At 70.8% G+C, this 14,085-nt stretch carries 12 protein-coding genes; 8 read left to right on the top strand and 4 right to left on the bottom strand.

Annotated elements, in window-relative coordinates; translation table 11 throughout:
* Nucleotides 1–100: 100 nt before the first annotated feature.
* Entirely contained in the window at nucleotides 101–643 is a 543-nt protein-coding gene (locus tag NKJ47_RS14720) for a C40 family peptidase (RefSeq protein WP_254458583.1), read from the bottom strand.
* A 109-nt stretch (nucleotides 644–752) separates the two neighbouring features.
* Here NKJ47_RS14720 and NKJ47_RS14715 point away from each other — a divergent pair, with 109 nt between their 5' ends.
* The 6 genes from NKJ47_RS14715 (at nucleotide 753) to NKJ47_RS14690 (ending at nucleotide 6,910) form a co-directional block, all read left to right on the top strand.
* Nucleotides 753–1,232 carry an FKBP-type peptidyl-prolyl cis-trans isomerase gene (locus NKJ47_RS14715; RefSeq protein ID WP_254458582.1) on the top strand — a complete coding sequence of 160 codons (480 nt, stop codon included), beginning with the start codon at nucleotides 753–755 and terminating at the stop codon, nucleotides 1,230–1,232.
* Between the two features lie 158 nt (nucleotides 1,233–1,390).
* Nucleotides 1,391–2,614 carry a DUF418 domain-containing protein gene (locus tag NKJ47_RS14710; protein ID WP_254461439.1) on the top strand — a complete coding sequence of 408 codons (1,224 nt, stop codon included), beginning with the start codon at nucleotides 1,391–1,393 and terminating at the stop codon, nucleotides 2,612–2,614.
* 157 nt (nucleotides 2,615–2,771) lie between these two features.
* Nucleotides 2,772–4,133 carry a glutathione-disulfide reductase gene (gene gorA / locus NKJ47_RS14705; RefSeq protein WP_254458581.1) on the top strand — a complete coding sequence of 454 codons (1,362 nt, stop codon included), beginning with the start codon at nucleotides 2,772–2,774 and terminating at the stop codon, nucleotides 4,131–4,133.
* A 460-nt stretch (nucleotides 4,134–4,593) separates the two neighbouring features.
* Nucleotides 4,594–5,529 (top strand): DMT family transporter, encoded by a 936-nt coding sequence (locus NKJ47_RS14700; RefSeq protein WP_254458580.1) that lies wholly within the window; start codon nucleotides 4,594–4,596, stop codon nucleotides 5,527–5,529.
* On the top strand, nucleotides 5,526–5,903 hold the full coding sequence (locus tag NKJ47_RS14695; protein WP_254458579.1) for an MGMT family protein: 378 nt from the start codon (nucleotides 5,526–5,528) through the stop codon (nucleotides 5,901–5,903). The genes NKJ47_RS14700 and NKJ47_RS14695 overlap by 4 nt, the downstream gene beginning before the upstream one ends.
* 350 nt (nucleotides 5,904–6,253) lie before the next feature.
* Nucleotides 6,254–6,910 carry a rhomboid family intramembrane serine protease gene (locus NKJ47_RS14690; RefSeq protein ID WP_254458578.1) on the top strand — a complete coding sequence of 219 codons (657 nt, stop codon included), beginning with the start codon at nucleotides 6,254–6,256 and terminating at the stop codon, nucleotides 6,908–6,910.
* Nucleotides 6,911–6,960: 50 nt separating this feature from the next.
* On the opposite strand, the gene NKJ47_RS14685 is transcribed toward NKJ47_RS14690, so the two are convergent.
* Nucleotides 6,961–7,233 (bottom strand): hypothetical protein, encoded by a 273-nt coding sequence (locus tag NKJ47_RS14685; RefSeq protein ID WP_429002434.1) that lies wholly within the window; start codon nucleotides 7,231–7,233, stop codon nucleotides 6,961–6,963.
* Between the two features lie 26 nt (nucleotides 7,234–7,259).
* Between NKJ47_RS14685 and NKJ47_RS14680 the strand changes: the two genes are divergently transcribed.
* A complete protein-coding gene (locus tag NKJ47_RS14680; RefSeq protein ID WP_254458577.1) occupies nucleotides 7,260–7,589 on the top strand; it encodes a hypothetical protein in 330 nt (109 codons plus the stop codon).
* Nucleotides 7,590–7,903: 314 nt separating this feature from the next.
* Here the strand turns inward: NKJ47_RS14680 and NKJ47_RS14675 are convergent, their stop codons facing one another.
* Together NKJ47_RS14675 and NKJ47_RS14670 are read right to left on the bottom strand one after the other, a co-directional pair.
* Nucleotides 7,904–9,916 (bottom strand): M13 family metallopeptidase, encoded by a 2,013-nt coding sequence (locus tag NKJ47_RS14675; protein ID WP_254458576.1) that lies wholly within the window; start codon nucleotides 9,914–9,916, stop codon nucleotides 7,904–7,906.
* 237 nt (nucleotides 9,917–10,153) lie between these two features.
* On the bottom strand, nucleotides 10,154–12,250 hold the full coding sequence (locus NKJ47_RS14670; RefSeq protein ID WP_254461438.1) for a M13 family metallopeptidase: 2,097 nt from the start codon (nucleotides 12,248–12,250) through the stop codon (nucleotides 10,154–10,156).
* A 202-nt stretch (nucleotides 12,251–12,452) separates the two neighbouring features.
* On the opposite strand from NKJ47_RS14670, the gene NKJ47_RS14665 reads away from it, so the two are divergent.
* Complete coding sequence (locus NKJ47_RS14665) at nucleotides 12,453–14,045, top strand: phytoene desaturase family protein (protein WP_254458575.1); 1,593 nt, start codon at nucleotides 12,453–12,455, stop codon at nucleotides 14,043–14,045.
* Nucleotides 14,046–14,085 lie beyond the last annotated feature (40 nt).

Genomic DNA, 14,085 nt, shown 5'->3' with positions numbered 1-14,085 from the left:
TCACAAAATAAAACGATGGGGGATCATGCCCTGCTGGCGGCAAGAGAAAGTTCAAATAAAGTTAAATTTCCGTAATTATGAATGTGGGTGAAATCACAGTTCAGTGCAAAACCCGTTTCGCGCCGGTGTAATGGTCCCGCCAGTAGGCCCCGTCCAGCGAATCCAGGCGGACCGTTCCGCCGGTGCTGGGGGCGTGCACGAAGCGGCCTTCGCCGACGTAAATCCCGACGTGCGTCACACTTCCTGCGCTGCCGAAGAACACCAGGTCGCCGGTGCTCAGGCGTTGCGGGTCGATCCGCGGCCCCTGCACGGCGGCCAGCTCGCGCGAGGTGCGCGGCAGCCGCAGGTCGAGCATGTCGCGGTAGACGTAGGCGACCAGGCCGCTGCAGTCGAACCCGGACTCGGGGGTGTTGCCGCCGTAGCGGTAGGGCGTGCCGACCAAGCCCAGCGCGCGCATCAGCACCGCGTTGGCCGCGCCCGGATCGGCCGGCGCCACCTGCGGCCAGTCGCGCACCGCCACCGGCGCGGGGCGGGTGTGGCGGACCTCATGGCGTCCGCAGGCCGCCAGCGCCGCGGCGCACAGCAGCGGAAGCCACCACGGGAGCGCGCGGCGGCCGCGCGGCGAAACTGGCGTGTTGTGCATGGAGCCGGGATAATGCGCGACCTCAGAAGGCCGCCATCATGGCGGCGCTCCCGGCGGCCGACAAGCCGCCCATCCCGTCTGCCCCCGGCAGCCACAGCGCAGAGTGCACATGAAGATCGAAAAAGACCGCGTCGTCCGTTTCCACTACACCGTTTCGGAAGTCGGTCAGGCGCCGATCGAAAGCTCCAAGGATCGCGATCCGCTGGTGATCCTGATCGGCCACGGCAACATCATCCCGGGCCTGGAGAACGCGATGCTGGACAAGGCCGCCGGCGACAGCTTCGGCGTCGACGTGGCCGCCAAGGACGCCTACGGCGAATACCGCGAGGGCCTGAGCCAGCGCGTGCCGAAGAAGCATTTCGGCGCGGCCAAGCTGCAGCCGGGCAGCCAGGTGGTGCTGCAGACCAACTTCGGCCCGCGCGCGGTGACCGTGCAGAAGGTCGGCATGAGCGTGGTCGACGTCGATCTCAACCACCCGATGGCCGGCAAGGACCTGCACTTCGACGTGGAGATCGTCGACGTGCGCGAGGCCAGCGCCGAAGAGATCGAGCACGGCCACGTGCACGGCGACGGCGGCCACCAGCACTGATCGCCCTGGCGGCGGCACCGGTCGCGCCGGTGCCGCCGGCCCTGGTGCCGCGCGCAGCGGCGCCGTCGCGCCGCCGCGGACGCCGGCGGCCCTCCTGATCGCGGCGAGGGACAATCGCCAGCCTTCCGCCTGGTGCCGCCTTGGCCACTTCCGCCCCCGTGTTGCAGCCCGTCGCGCCCGCCGAGCGCATCGCCACGCTGGACGTGCTGCGCGGCTTCGCGCTGCTGGGCATCCTGCTGATGAACATCGAGGGCTTCGTCGGTCCGCTGGACGCGGCGATGACCGGCCTGGATCCTGCCCTGCGCGGCGCCGACCGCATTGCCGATGCGCTGGTCTACATCCTGGTGCAGGGCAAGTTCTACACCTTGTTCTCGTTGCTGTTCGGCATGGGCTTTGCGGTGATGGCGCAGCGCGCCGAGACCGCGCGGCGCCCGTTCGGCGGGTTCTTCCTGCGCCGCAGCGCGGGGTTGCTGCTGATCGGCCTGCTGCACGCGCTGCTGCTGTGGTCCGGCGACATCCTGGTCAGCTACGCGCTGCTGGCGTTCATGCTGCTGGCGTTCCGCGAGGCGCCCACGCGCTGGCTGCCCGGCATGGCGCTGGTGGTCTACCTGTTCGCGCCGGCGCTGTGGCTGTTGATCGGCGCGGTCGCCTCGGCGGCGCAGGCCGATCCGCACGGTGCTGCGCAGTGGCAGCGCGACATGGCCCAACAGGCGCAGCACAACGCCGCGGCGCTGGCGCAGCAGCGCGCGGTGTTCGGCCACGGCAGCTACCTCCAGGCCACCGCGCAGCGCGCGCGCGACCTGGTCGAATCGCTGAGCGGGCTGTTGTTCAACGCGCCCACCATCTTCGGCATGTTCCTGCTCGGCGCCTGGTGCGTGCGCAGCGGCCTGGCCGCGCAACCGCAGCGCTTCCCGCGGCTGCTGGCGGTGCTGCGCTGGGGCATGCTGCCGCTGGGCCTGGCGCTGATGCTGCTGAGCTTCCGGCTGGAGCCGTGGATGGATCCGGCGCGGCTGGATCTGCGCCTGACCTGCGCCTACGCCCTGGCCAGCGTCGCCAGTGGCCTGATGGCGCTGGGCTATGCGGCGTGGCTGGTGCGCGCCGCGCCGGCGCTGCAGTGGCTGGCGCCGGCGGGGCGCATGGCGCTGAGCAACTACCTGCTGCAGTCGCTGGTGTGCACCACGCTGTTCTACGGCTATGGCTTCGGCTACTTCGAACGCTTGCCGCGCGCCTGGCAGATCCCGTTCGCGGTCGTGCTGTTTGCGCTGCAGGTGGTGCTGTCGCACTGGTGGTTGCGGCGCTTCCGCTTCGGCCCGGTGGAGTGGCTGTGGCGGTCGGCCAGCTACCTGCACTGGCAGCCGATGCGGCGCCGCGACGCGGCCTGAGCGCGGGCGCGGCGGTGGCGTCCTCACATCTGCCGCGTGGCCGGCCATGGCATGCTCCGCGGCGACCGAGACCTGCGACAGGACAGCCGATGGACGATGTGAGAGGCGGGCACCGGCCCGCCAGCGATGCCGCCCCGCCGCGCGCCGAGCGTGCGCGATGAGCGCGCCGATCCGCGATTACGACCTGCTGGTGCTGGGCGGCGGTTCCGGCGGCCTGGCCACCGCGTTCCGCGCCGCCAGCCACGGCGCGCGGGTGGCGATCCTGGAGCCGAACGCGCTCGGCGGCACCTGCGTCAACGTCGGCTGCGTGCCGAAGAAGGCGATGTGGCTGGCGGCGGACCTGGTCGAGCGCATCGACCTGGCGCGCGCGGTCGGTTTCGCCATTCCCGAGGCCACGCTGTCGTGGGCGGAACTGGTGGCGCATCGCCAGGGCTACATCGGCAACATCCACGCCAGCTACCGGCGTCGGCTGGATGCCGATGGCGTGGTGCTGATCCCGCGGCGCGGGCGGCTGGTCGATGCGCACACCGTCGAATGCGACGACGGCGTGCGTGTCAGCGCCAAGCACGTGGTGATCGCCACCGGCGCGCGCGCGCTGCGGCCTGACATCGAAGGCGCCGACCTGGGCCTGATCTCGGACGATTTCTTCAACCTGTGCGAGGCGCCGCCGCGGGTGGCGATCGTCGGCGGCGGCTACATCGCGGTGGAGCTGGCCGGGCTGCTGCAGGCGCTGGGCAGCCGGGTGGAGCTGTACGTGCAGGGCGAGCGCCTGCTGGAGCGGTTCGACGCGGAACTGGCGCGGCAGCTCGCCGAGAACCTGCGCCACCAGGGCGTGCGCCTGCATTTCGGTTATCGCGCCAGCGCCCTGCGCCGCAGCGGTGAGGGGCTGTGCGTGGTCGATGCGCAGGGACAGCCGGGCGACAGCGTCGACAAGGTGTTCTTCGCGATCGGGCGCCGGCCCAACAGCCGCGACCTGGGCCTGGAAGCGCTGGGCGTGCGCCTGGGCGACAAGCACGAGATCGTGGTGGACGCCTACCAGAACACCGACGTGCCGGGGCTGTACGCGATCGGCGACGTGGCCGGCAAGGTTGGCCTGACCCCGGTGGCGATCGCCGCCGGGCGCAAGCTGATGGACCGGGTGTTCGGCGACCGGCCGCAGGCGCGGCTGGACTACGAGAACGTGCCCAGCGTGGTGTTCTCGCATCCGCCGCTGGGCCAGGTCGGGCTGGGCGAGGAACAGGCGCGCGAGCGCTACGGCGCCGACGCGGTGCGCGTGTACCGCAGCAACTTCCGGCCGATGCTGCAGGCGCTGGCCGACTCGCCGCAGCGCAGCCTGTTCAAGCTGGTGTGCGTCGGTGCCGAGGAGCGCGTGGTCGGCTTCCACCTGCTCGGCGACGGCGCCGACGAGATCCTGCAGGGCTTCGCGGTGGCGTTGAAGCTGGGCGTGACCAAGCAGCAACTGGAGGACACCGTGGCGATCCATCCGACCTCGGCCGAGGAAGTGGTGCTGATGCGCTGAGGCGGCGTCGCGCGTCGTTGTTGCACGCGCGATCGGCACGGTTCGCCGGTGGGGACGGCGAACCGATGGCGGAGCGGCTTGGCATGCCGTCGCTCGCCGGCGAGGTGGGCCTGTCCACCGAAGCCGAGCACAATGGAGGCGTGTGCATCCGTCGCCATGCCGGGATCTGGGCCGGCTGTATGGCTGCGTCGGAGTGAGACCCCGTGCCGTGGCGATGAACCGAAGTGCGCGCTGGGCCTGCGGTGCGTCCGGCAACAGGCACACGATCGCCAGGTACGCCGAGCCGGCCGCGCTCAGGCGGGTCGGCACTGCCTGGCCGCCGGTCCGGCCAATTGGGTCGGCGGCGCCGACCTCTGCAGGATCTTCGTCCGCCACAGTGGCGATGCGACGGCCAGCCGACCGCGGCGCCGTAGAATGGCGGGATGCACGTTTCCTCTTGTCCTTGCCGCGGCGGTGCGCGATGAGCGCGCCCGGCACGTCCAGCGCCATCGCTCCCGCCGCCCCGCAGGCCGGTCTCGGCGGCATCCTGCTCGCTGCCGGCGGCGCGATCGCGTTCTCCGGCAAGGCGATCATCGTCAAGCTCGGCTACCGTTACGGCGTCGATGCGGTGACCCTGCTGGCCTTGCGCATGCTGGTGGCGCTGCCGTGCTTCGCGGCGATGGCGCTGTGGGCGGCGCGGCGCGCGCCGCCGCTGCAGCCGGGCGACCGCTGGCGGATCGTCGCGCTGGGCGTGCTCGGCTACTACCTGGCCAGCTTCCTGGATTTCCTGGGCCTGGCCTACATCACCGCCACCCTGGAGCGGCTGATCCTGTACCTCACCCCGACCCTGGTGCTGCTGATCGGCGTGCTGCTGTGGCGGCGCCGGCCGCAGCGGCGGCAGTTGTGGGCGCTGGCGTTGAGCTACCTGGGCGTGCTGCTGGCGTTCGGTCACGACCTGCGCATCGGCGGCGCGCGCACGGCCTGGGGCAGCCTGCTGGTGTTCGGCAGCGCGCTGGCCTATGCGGCCTATCTGGTCGGCAGCGGGCAACTGGTGGCGCGGGTCGGCGCGGTGCGGCTGACCGCCTACGCCAGCCTGGTCGCCTGCGCGCTGTGCATCGCCCAGTTCCTGCTGCTGCGGCCGCTGCACGCGCTGGCCCTGCCGGCGCCGGTGTACGCGCTGTCGCTGCTCAACGGCACGTTGTGCACGGCAGTGCCGGTGTTGGCGACGATGCTGGCGGTGCAGCGCATCGGCTCGGCGCTGGCGGCGCAGATCGGCATGCTCGGCCCGGTGTCGACCATCGTGCTCAGCGTGCTGTTGCTGGACGAGGCGATGGGGCCGTGGCAGATCGCCGGCACCGTGCTGGTGCTGGGCGGGGTGCTGCTGGTGTCGCGGCCGGTGCGGGCGCGGCCGGCATGAGTCCACGGCGGGCGCCCGCAGCGGCGGCACCGGCCGCGCCGACGGCGGCCGCGGCGCATGCGCGGATCCTGGCGACGATCCGTGCGATCCCGCCGGGCCAGGTGCGCGGCTATGGCGAGGTGGCGATGCTGGCCGGGTTGCCGGGACGCGCGCGACTGGTGGCACGCCTGCTCGGCGGCAACGCCGACCCCGCGCTGCCCTGGCACCGGGTCCTGCGCAGCGACGGCCGCATCGCCTTTCCCGAAGGCGCGCCTGGCTATCGCGAACAATGCCAGCGCCTGCGCGCCGAGGGCGTGGTAGTGCAGGGCGGTCGGGTGAAGCGCGCGCCGGCGCCGGCGCGCGATCTCGATGCCGAGGTGTGGGGACCGGCGTAGCGACGCCCGGCCATCATCCGTCCCTAGGAGCGGCTTCAGCCGCGACGGGCTTGACCGGGAACGCGCCGTCGCGGCTGAAGCCGCTCCTACGAAAGCTGCCACTGGTGATCTCCCTTGGAAGAGGGGGCCTGCTCTTGTCGGAGGGACTTCAGTCCCGACGCCTTTTGCGCAGTCCGCGGGTCGGCCGGCGCCGCTCGTCGCGACTGAAGTCGCTCCCACAGGATGGCGATCGAGACGGCTGTGGCGGTTCCCAGGGCACGCTCTAGGTCCAGAGGCGAAGGCCGCTGCATTGGTTGGGGTGCCGGCAAGGGCGAGCGGCTATGATGGGGGCAGTTGCCACGGACCCGACCATGTTTCCCAGACTTCCGCCCGTCACCCAAGCGCTGCTGATCGGCAACATCGTGGTGTTCCTGCTGCAGATGCTGCTCGGCATGGACACGTTCGCGCCCTTCATGCTGTGGCCGATCGGCGCCTTCGATGCGTTCTCGCCCGGGCAGAACTTCCAGCTCTGGCAGCTGCTGACCTACGGCTTCCTGCACGGCGGCTTCTCGCATCTGCTGTTCAACATGCTGGCGCTGTACATGTTCGGCGGGCCGCTGGAGCAGACCTGGGGCAACAAGCGCTTCCTGACCTACTACCTGGTCTGCGTGGTCGGCGCCGGCCTGTGCCAGTTGCTGGTCGGCTGGTGGATGCTCAGCAACGGCAACGAGCCGTATCCGACCCTGGGCGCCTCCGGCGGCATCTTCGGCCTGCTGCTGGCCTTCGGCATGCTGTTCCCGAACCAGCGGGTGATGCTGCTGTTCCCGCCGATCCCGATGAAGGCGCGCACCTTCGTCATCGTGTTCGGCGCGCTGGAACTGCTGATGGGCTTCACCGGCCTGCAGCCGGGCGTGGCGCATTTCGCGCATCTGGGCGGCATGCTGTTCGGCTGGCTGATGATCCGCTACTGGCGCGGCCAGCCGCCGTTCGGCAAGCGCAAGCCGCCGCGCCCGCGTATCGTGCGTTAAGAGCGCGGCGGGGCGGCCTGCCGCCCCGGTTCCTGCCCCTTGGCGCGGAATCAGCGTGGGCGCAGCAGCCGGTATTGTCGACGATCGCCGTCGGCCGGGCCGTTGGTTTCGACGTTGGCGCACAGGTGGCCCTGGCACGGGGTGACGTCGGCCGGGGTGTCGGCGCGCAGCCGTTCCGCGCGCAGTGGGTCGTCGCGGATGTCGTGCCGGTACTGCAGCAGCCAGCCGCCGTTGGCGCACGACAGCGGCATGCTGCCCAGCGCGACGGCGGCGCTCTTCCACAGCCGGCTGCGCTGCACGCGCTGGATCCGCTTGAGGGCCACGGAACGTCGTTCGGAGGTCCTGGGCGATGACTGAAAAAACGGTGGCGGCGTACGTCCAACAGGCCGATGGTGACGTCGTCCGCATCCAGGTGCTGGATGACAGCGTACGCCCTGCGTTGGAACGCCCCGGTTTCTCGGACTGCGGTGGTGGCCGGTCGCAACTGTTCGCCGTCGACGCTACCGCCAAGGCGGCGGTTTTCGAGCAACTGCGGGTGATCGGCGTGGCGTTCTCGGCCGGGAAGGAATGGTGCCCTGCGGAGGTGTTCGAATTCCTGCGCGACCAGGGGCTGCTGCGGGGGCGCTATATCCGCATTGCCTGGAGCGCTCCCGCAGCGTATCGCCTGAGCCTTGAATGAGGCGATCGCGGGGTTTCCCGTCCAAGCGTCCGGGGAGCGCTCGGCCAAATCATCGCCCCGGCGCCGATCCTGCGCTGGCCGAAATTCGGAAATTGCGGCGCTGTTCTCGGCCCGGCGCGATGGCAAGCCAGGGGGCGCAGTCGGCCCCGGGGCATTCGCGCTGCGGCGGGGAGCGCGAGGACCGCGCTCTCGCTGCGTGCGTGCCCAGAAGGGGGGAGGCGATGGCACCGATCGCGACCTGCTGATACGACGACGGCGCGGTTGCCCGCGCCGTCTTGCTGTGTGCCTGGCCGGCGGCTAGCGCCGGCACCGGCTCACGGCCACAGGTGGATCTGCTCGGCCTCGCTGCGGACCATCGGCTGGCCCGGCTTGCAGGTGAAGGTCGCGGCGAAGGCGGGCAGGTTGGCCAGCGCGCCATTGGTGCGCCAGCGGCCGGGCGCGTGCACGTCGGCGGTGACCCGCTGCACCGCTTCGTTCGGCGACAGCTGCTGCGCCCACAGGCCGGCCCAGGCCTTGTAGAACGCCTGCTTGCCGGCCTCGCTGGCGTTCGGCTGGGCGGCGCCGTAGGCCTGCCAGGCCAGTTCGACGCTGCCGATGTCGGTCAGGTCCTCGTCCTGGGTCAGCGGGCCGTTGACCTTGGCGCCCTTCACGCCGGGGAAGTCGTAGGCGCCGTACTGCGCGGCGGTGCGGGCGGCCAGCGCGTTCCAGGCGCTCTTGTCCTCCGGGGTCCACCAGTTGCGCAGCTGGCCCTGCGCGTCGACCTGGCTACCCTTGTTGTCGATGGCGCCGATCAGCTCGTGCGCGACCATCGCACCGTAGGCGCCGTACAGCGCCGCGGCGTCGCCGCCGGCCGCGTACACCGGCGGCTGCAGCACCGCGGCGGTGACGATCAGGCGGTTCTGGGCGATGTCGTAGGTCAGCGCCGGCTGCTGCGGCAGCACGTCCCAGCGGCGGTCGGCGTTGCCCTTGCCGATGCGCTTCATCTCCTCGCGGTGGCGCCAGGTGGAGGCGATCAGCATGTTGCCGCCGAAGCTGCCGCGGCCCATCGGCTGCACGGTGTAGTCCAGGTCGCGGCGCGGCGCGCCGACTTCGATCTTCAGCGCGGCCAGCTTGGCCTGCGCCTCGGTGCGCGCCGGCTCGCTCAGCCAGGTGCTGCGCTTGACCGCGGCGATCTGCGCATCGCGCACCTGGTCGGCGATGGTCTCGGCCTGGCGGCGGGTGTCGGCCGACAGATAGCGGGCCACGTACTCGCGGCCCAGCATCGGGCCGGCGGCGACGTTGATCGCGTCCAGCACCTGCATCCAGCGCGGCGGCGGCGCGACCTGGCCCTGCAGCACGCGGCCGCGGAACTCGAAGCTGGCGTCGCGGAAGCTCTTGGACAGGTACGGCGCCATCGCATCGCCCACGCGCCAGCGCAGGTAGGCCTTCCACTGCTCGGGCTTGATGCTGACGATCATGCCGTCGAGCTGCTTGAACATGTCCGGGTCGGCCATCGACACCAGGTCGTCGTTGACGCCCTGGGCCTTGAGGAAGGCGTCGAGCTGCAGGTTGCGGTACTGCTTGTTCAACTCCTTGGTCGAGATCGGCGCGTAGTTGTTGAACGGGTTGTTGATGCCGGCCAGCGACTTGGCGCTGCGCGCCAGCGCGGTCTCGATCTGCAGCACCGACTGGGTGTCGGCCTCGAGCCGGTCGGCCGGGGTGCCGGTCAGGGTCAGGATCTGCTTGATGTAGGTGCGGTAGCGGCCCATCAACGCCAGGGTGTCGGCGTCGGTGCGGGTGTAGAAGGCCGGGTCGGGCAGCCCCATGCCGCCCTGCATGAAGTAGCCGATGTGGCGGTCCAGCGCCTTCAGGTCGACGTCGGCGCCGAAATTGAACGCGACCGGGATGCCGATCTGGTGCAGCGCGGCGATCGAGGCCGGCACGTCCTTGGCCTTCTTGATCGCGTCGATGCGGCCGAGCAGCGGCGCGATCGGGTTGGATCCGTCCTTCTCCACCGCGGCCTCGTCCAGGCCGCTGGCCCAGAAGTCGCCCAGCGCCTTCTGCACCGCGTTCTGCGGCGACTGCATGCTCGCGTCGAGCAGGTCGCGCTGCTGTTGCTGGGCACGCGCGGCGAGCTGGCCCAGCGCGGTGACCGCGCCTGTCTGCGGCACCGGATTCTGCTTCAGCCAGTCGGCGTTGGCGTCGTCGTAGAAATCGCTGCAGGCGGCGCTGATCGGCGGGGCCTTGGGGGCGGCGGCGCGCTTCTTCTTGGGCGCGGCATCGGCGGCGGAGGCGAGGGCGATCAGGCCGAGGGCGACAGCGAGGGCAAGCGGACGGGCATTGGGCATCGGGAACGCATCCGGTCAGGATTAAAGTCGGCGGAGTTTAACAAGCCGCGGTGTGCAACTGTGGCGATGAACCGCGCGGGCGAACCTATCGGGTTCAGTGAAGGAACCGCTGTCGGCAGGGAGGCGTCGCCATCGCGGGGGCACGGCCGCGTGGTCGTCGCGGCGCGCCGGGCGCCGCGGCAAAGAAAAGGCCCGGACATGCCGGGCCTTTTCGCGCGACGGCAGTGACGCCGGCGCTTACCAGATCACCACGCGCTTGTCGCCGCTGCGCACCATCGGCGCGCCCGGCTTGCACTGGAACGCGGTGGCGAAGGCTTCCAGGTTCGACGGCGCGCCGATCGCGCGGAACTGCGCCGGGGCGTGCGGGTCGGTGGTCAGGCGCACCATCGCGTTCTGCGGGGTGTACTTGGTGCGCCACACGGTGGCCCAGTTGATGAAGAAGTTCTGGTCGCGGCTCATGCCGCCGACCTTCGGGTCGTCCTTGCCCTCGGTGGCCTTCTTCATCGCGTCGTAGGCGGTGGTGATGCCGCCCAGGTCGGCGATGTTCTCGCCCAGGGTCAGCTTGCCGTTGACGTGCTTGCCGTCGACCTCGTAGCCGTCGAACTGCTGGACCAGCTTGCCGGTGAGCGCGGAGAACTTCTTGGCGTCGGCCGGGGTCCACCAGTTCTCGAAGTTGCCGGTGGGCCCGAAGCGCGCGCCCTGGTCGTCGTAGCCGTGGGTCATCTCGTGGCCGATCACCGCGCCGATGCCGCCGTAGTTGAACGCGTCGTCGGCCTTCGGGTCGAAGAACGGCGGCTGCAGGATCGCGGCCGGGAACACGATCTCGTTCTGCAGCGGGTTGTAGTAGGCGTTGACCGTCTGCGGGGTCATGCCCCACTCGGTCTTGTCCACCGGCTTGCCGATCTTGCTCAGGTTGTACTTGTAGTTGAACGCGGTGGCCGCCCGCACGTTGTCCAGGTAGCTGTCGCGCTTGGTGGTCAGGCCGCTGTAGTCGCGCCACTTGTCGGGGTAGCCGATCTTCGGGGTGAAGGTCTTCCACTTCTCCAGGGCCTTGGCCTTGGTCTCGTCGCTCATCCAGGTCAGCTTCTCCAGGCGCGCCTTCAGCGCCTGGCTCAGGTTCTCCACCAACTGCTGCATCTTGGCCTTGTCGTCGGGCGAGAAGGCGACCTTGACGTACATCTGGCCCATCGCCTCGCCGGCGCCGTCCTCGATGCTGCCGAGCACGCGCTTCCAGCGCGGCTTCATCTCGGCCTGGCCGTTGAGTTCCTTGCCGTAGAAGGCGAAGTTCTCCTGGGCGAAGGCATCGCTCAGGTACGGCGAGGCGCTGTCCACGGTGTGGAAGCGCAGGTAGGCGCGCCACACCGCCGGGTCGGTGTCGCCCAGCGCCTTGCTCACTTCCTGGTGGAAGGCCGGGATCGCCAGCGAGAACTTCTCCGGCACGGCGATGCCTTGCGCCTCGAAGAACTTGGTCCAGGAGAAGTTCGGCGTCAGCATGTCCGCTTCGGCCGGGGTGATCGGGTGGTAGGCCAGTTCGGCGTCGCGCGAGAGTTCCTCGCTGGACTTGGACACCTTGGCCAAGCGGGTTTCCAGCGCCACCACGTCCTGCGCCTGCTTGGCCGCGTCGGCGGCCGGCACGCCGGCCAGCTCCAGCACCTTGGCCACGTGTGCCTGGTAGGCCTTGAGCTTGTCCTGCTTGTCGGCGTCGACGTAGTAGCTGCGGTCGGGCAGGCCGAGGCCGCCCTGCATCGCGTAGGCCATGTTCATCGCCGAATTCTTGAAGTCGGCCTCGGCGCCGAAGCCGAACAGGCCGTTCTCGCCCTTGGCCGCGCTCTGGCGCAGGTACTCGGCGATCGCCGGGCCGTCCTTGAGGCCGTCGATCGCGGCCAGGTCGGCCTTCAGCGGCTCGATGCCCTGGGCGTTGATCTTGGCTTCGTCCATGCCCGAGGACCAGAAGTCGCCGACGATCTTCTCCACGCCCTGCGGGTTGGCCGCGGCGGCGGCCTGTTCGGCCAGCTGGTGCTGCACGGCCACCGAGCGCTCGTCCAGGATCGAGAACGCGCCCCAGCTGCTGCGGTCCTTGGGAATTTCGTTGGCGGCCAGCCACTTGCCGTTGACGTAGCCGTTGAAGTCGTCGCAGGCGTTCTTGCTGGCGTCCAGGTCGTTGATGTTGAACGCGTTGTAGGCCGGCAGCTTGCTGGTGTCGAGCTTGAGCTCGGCCGGCGCGGCCGGCGTGGCCGCGGGGGCGGGCTTGGCCGCGTCGGCGGCCGGCGTGGCGCTCTCGGGCTTGTTGCAGCCGGTCAGCGCGGCGCTCACGGCCAGGGTCAACAGCAGCATCTTGGGATTGCGAAGGGTCACAGGCAGGCTCCAGGCCAACGTGTATAACAGGATGGCCCGGGCGGGCCGTGGCGAGACTCTACGCTGCCGCGGGAGGTTTCAGGGGTGTCGAAGGTCATGGGCGGCCCCGCGCGTTGGGCCATCGGCGGGGCGCGGGGCCGTGGAGTCGGCAGGCCTGCCGGCGCTGGCTTACCATGCGGCCATGACCCGCGAACCGCCATGCGATGCCCTGATCGTGGGCGCCGGCCACAACGGCCTGGTCTGCGCCGCCTACCTGGCGCGGGCCGGCTGGAAGGTGACGGTGCTGGAGCGGCGCGGGGTGGTCGGCGGCGCCGCGGTGACCGAGGCGTTCCACCCAGGCTTTCGCAACTCGGTGGCGTCCTACACGGTGTCGCTGCTGCAGCCGAAGGTGATCGCCGACCTCGACCTGGCCGGGCACGGCCTGCGCATCGTGCCGCGGCGGCGCAACAACTTCCTGCCGCTGCCGGACGGGGGTTACCTGCTGACCGGCGCCGGCCACACCCAGGCCGAGCTGGCCAAGTTCTCCGCGCGCGATGCCGCGCGCCTGCCGGCCTACGAAGCGCGGCTGGAGCGCATCGCCGACGTGCTGCGCGCGCTGGCGCTGCAGCCGCCGCCCAACGTCACCGACGGCGGCTGGCTGCAGGCGCTGCCCGAACTGCTGCGCGCCGGCCGCCTCGGCCGCCGCCTGCACGCGCTGGACGCGGAACTGCGCCAGGACCTGCTGGACCTGTTCACCATCTCCGCCGCCGAGTACCTGCAGCGCTGGTTCGAGAGCGACGCGGCGCAGGCGCTGTTCGGCTTCGACGGCATCGTCGGCAACTACGCCAGTCCCTACACGCCGGGCTCGGCCTACGTGCTGCTGCACCACGTGTTCGGCGAGAGCAACGGGGTCAAGGGCGCCTGGGGCCACGCGCTGGGCGGCATGGGCGCGATCACCCAGGCCATGGCCCGCGCCGCGACCGCCGCCGGCGCGCGCATCCGCACCGATGCGGGCGTGCGCGAGATCCTGGTCGAGGGCGGGCGCGCGGTCGGCGTGGTCACCGAGCAGGGCGAGCGGCTGCGGGCGCGGCACGTGGTCGCCAACGTCAACCCCAAGCTGCTGTACGAGCGCCTGCTCGATCCGGCGCACGTGCCGGCCGCCACCCGCGCGCGCATGGCGCACTGGCGCTGCGGTTCGGGCACGTTCCGCATGAACGTGGCGCTGTCGCGGCTGCCCAGCTTCAGCGCGCTGCCGGGGCCGGGCGACCACCTCACCGCCGGCATCGTGCTGGCGCCGAGCCTGGCCTACATGGACCGCGCCTACCACGATGCGCGCACGCACGGCTGGTCGCGCGAACCGATCGTCGAACTGCTGATCCCGAGCACCCTGGACGAGAGCCTGGCGCCGCCCGGCCAGCACGTGGCCAGCCTGTTCTGCCAGCATGTGGCGCCGCAGTTGCCGGACGGGCGCAGCTGGGACGCGCATCGCGACGAGGTCGCCGAGCTGATGATCGCCACCGTCGAACGCTATGCGCCGGGCTTCGCCGCCTCGGTGCTGGGCCGGCAGGCGCTGAGTCCGCTGGACCTGGAACGCACCTTTGGGCTGATCGGCGGCGACATCTTCCATGGCGCGCTGAGCCTCAACCAACTGTTCAGCGCGCGGCCGATGCTCGGCCAGGCGGCGTACCGCGGCGCGATCCCGGGCCTGTTCCTGTGCGGCTCCGGCACCCACCCCGGCGGCGGCGTGACCGGCGCGCCCGGCCACAACGCGGCGATGGCGCTGTTGCGCGGCTGAGCCGTCGCCCGAACGGCGAGTGCGCTGCAGACGCCGCGCG

Origin of the sequence: Xanthomonas sacchari, assembly GCF_024266585.1 — a bacterium.
In the GTDB taxonomy this organism is placed as follows: Bacteria; Pseudomonadota; Gammaproteobacteria; order Xanthomonadales; family Xanthomonadaceae; genus Xanthomonas_A; species Xanthomonas_A sacchari_C.
This window is presented reverse-complemented; position numbering and strand designations above follow the sequence as displayed.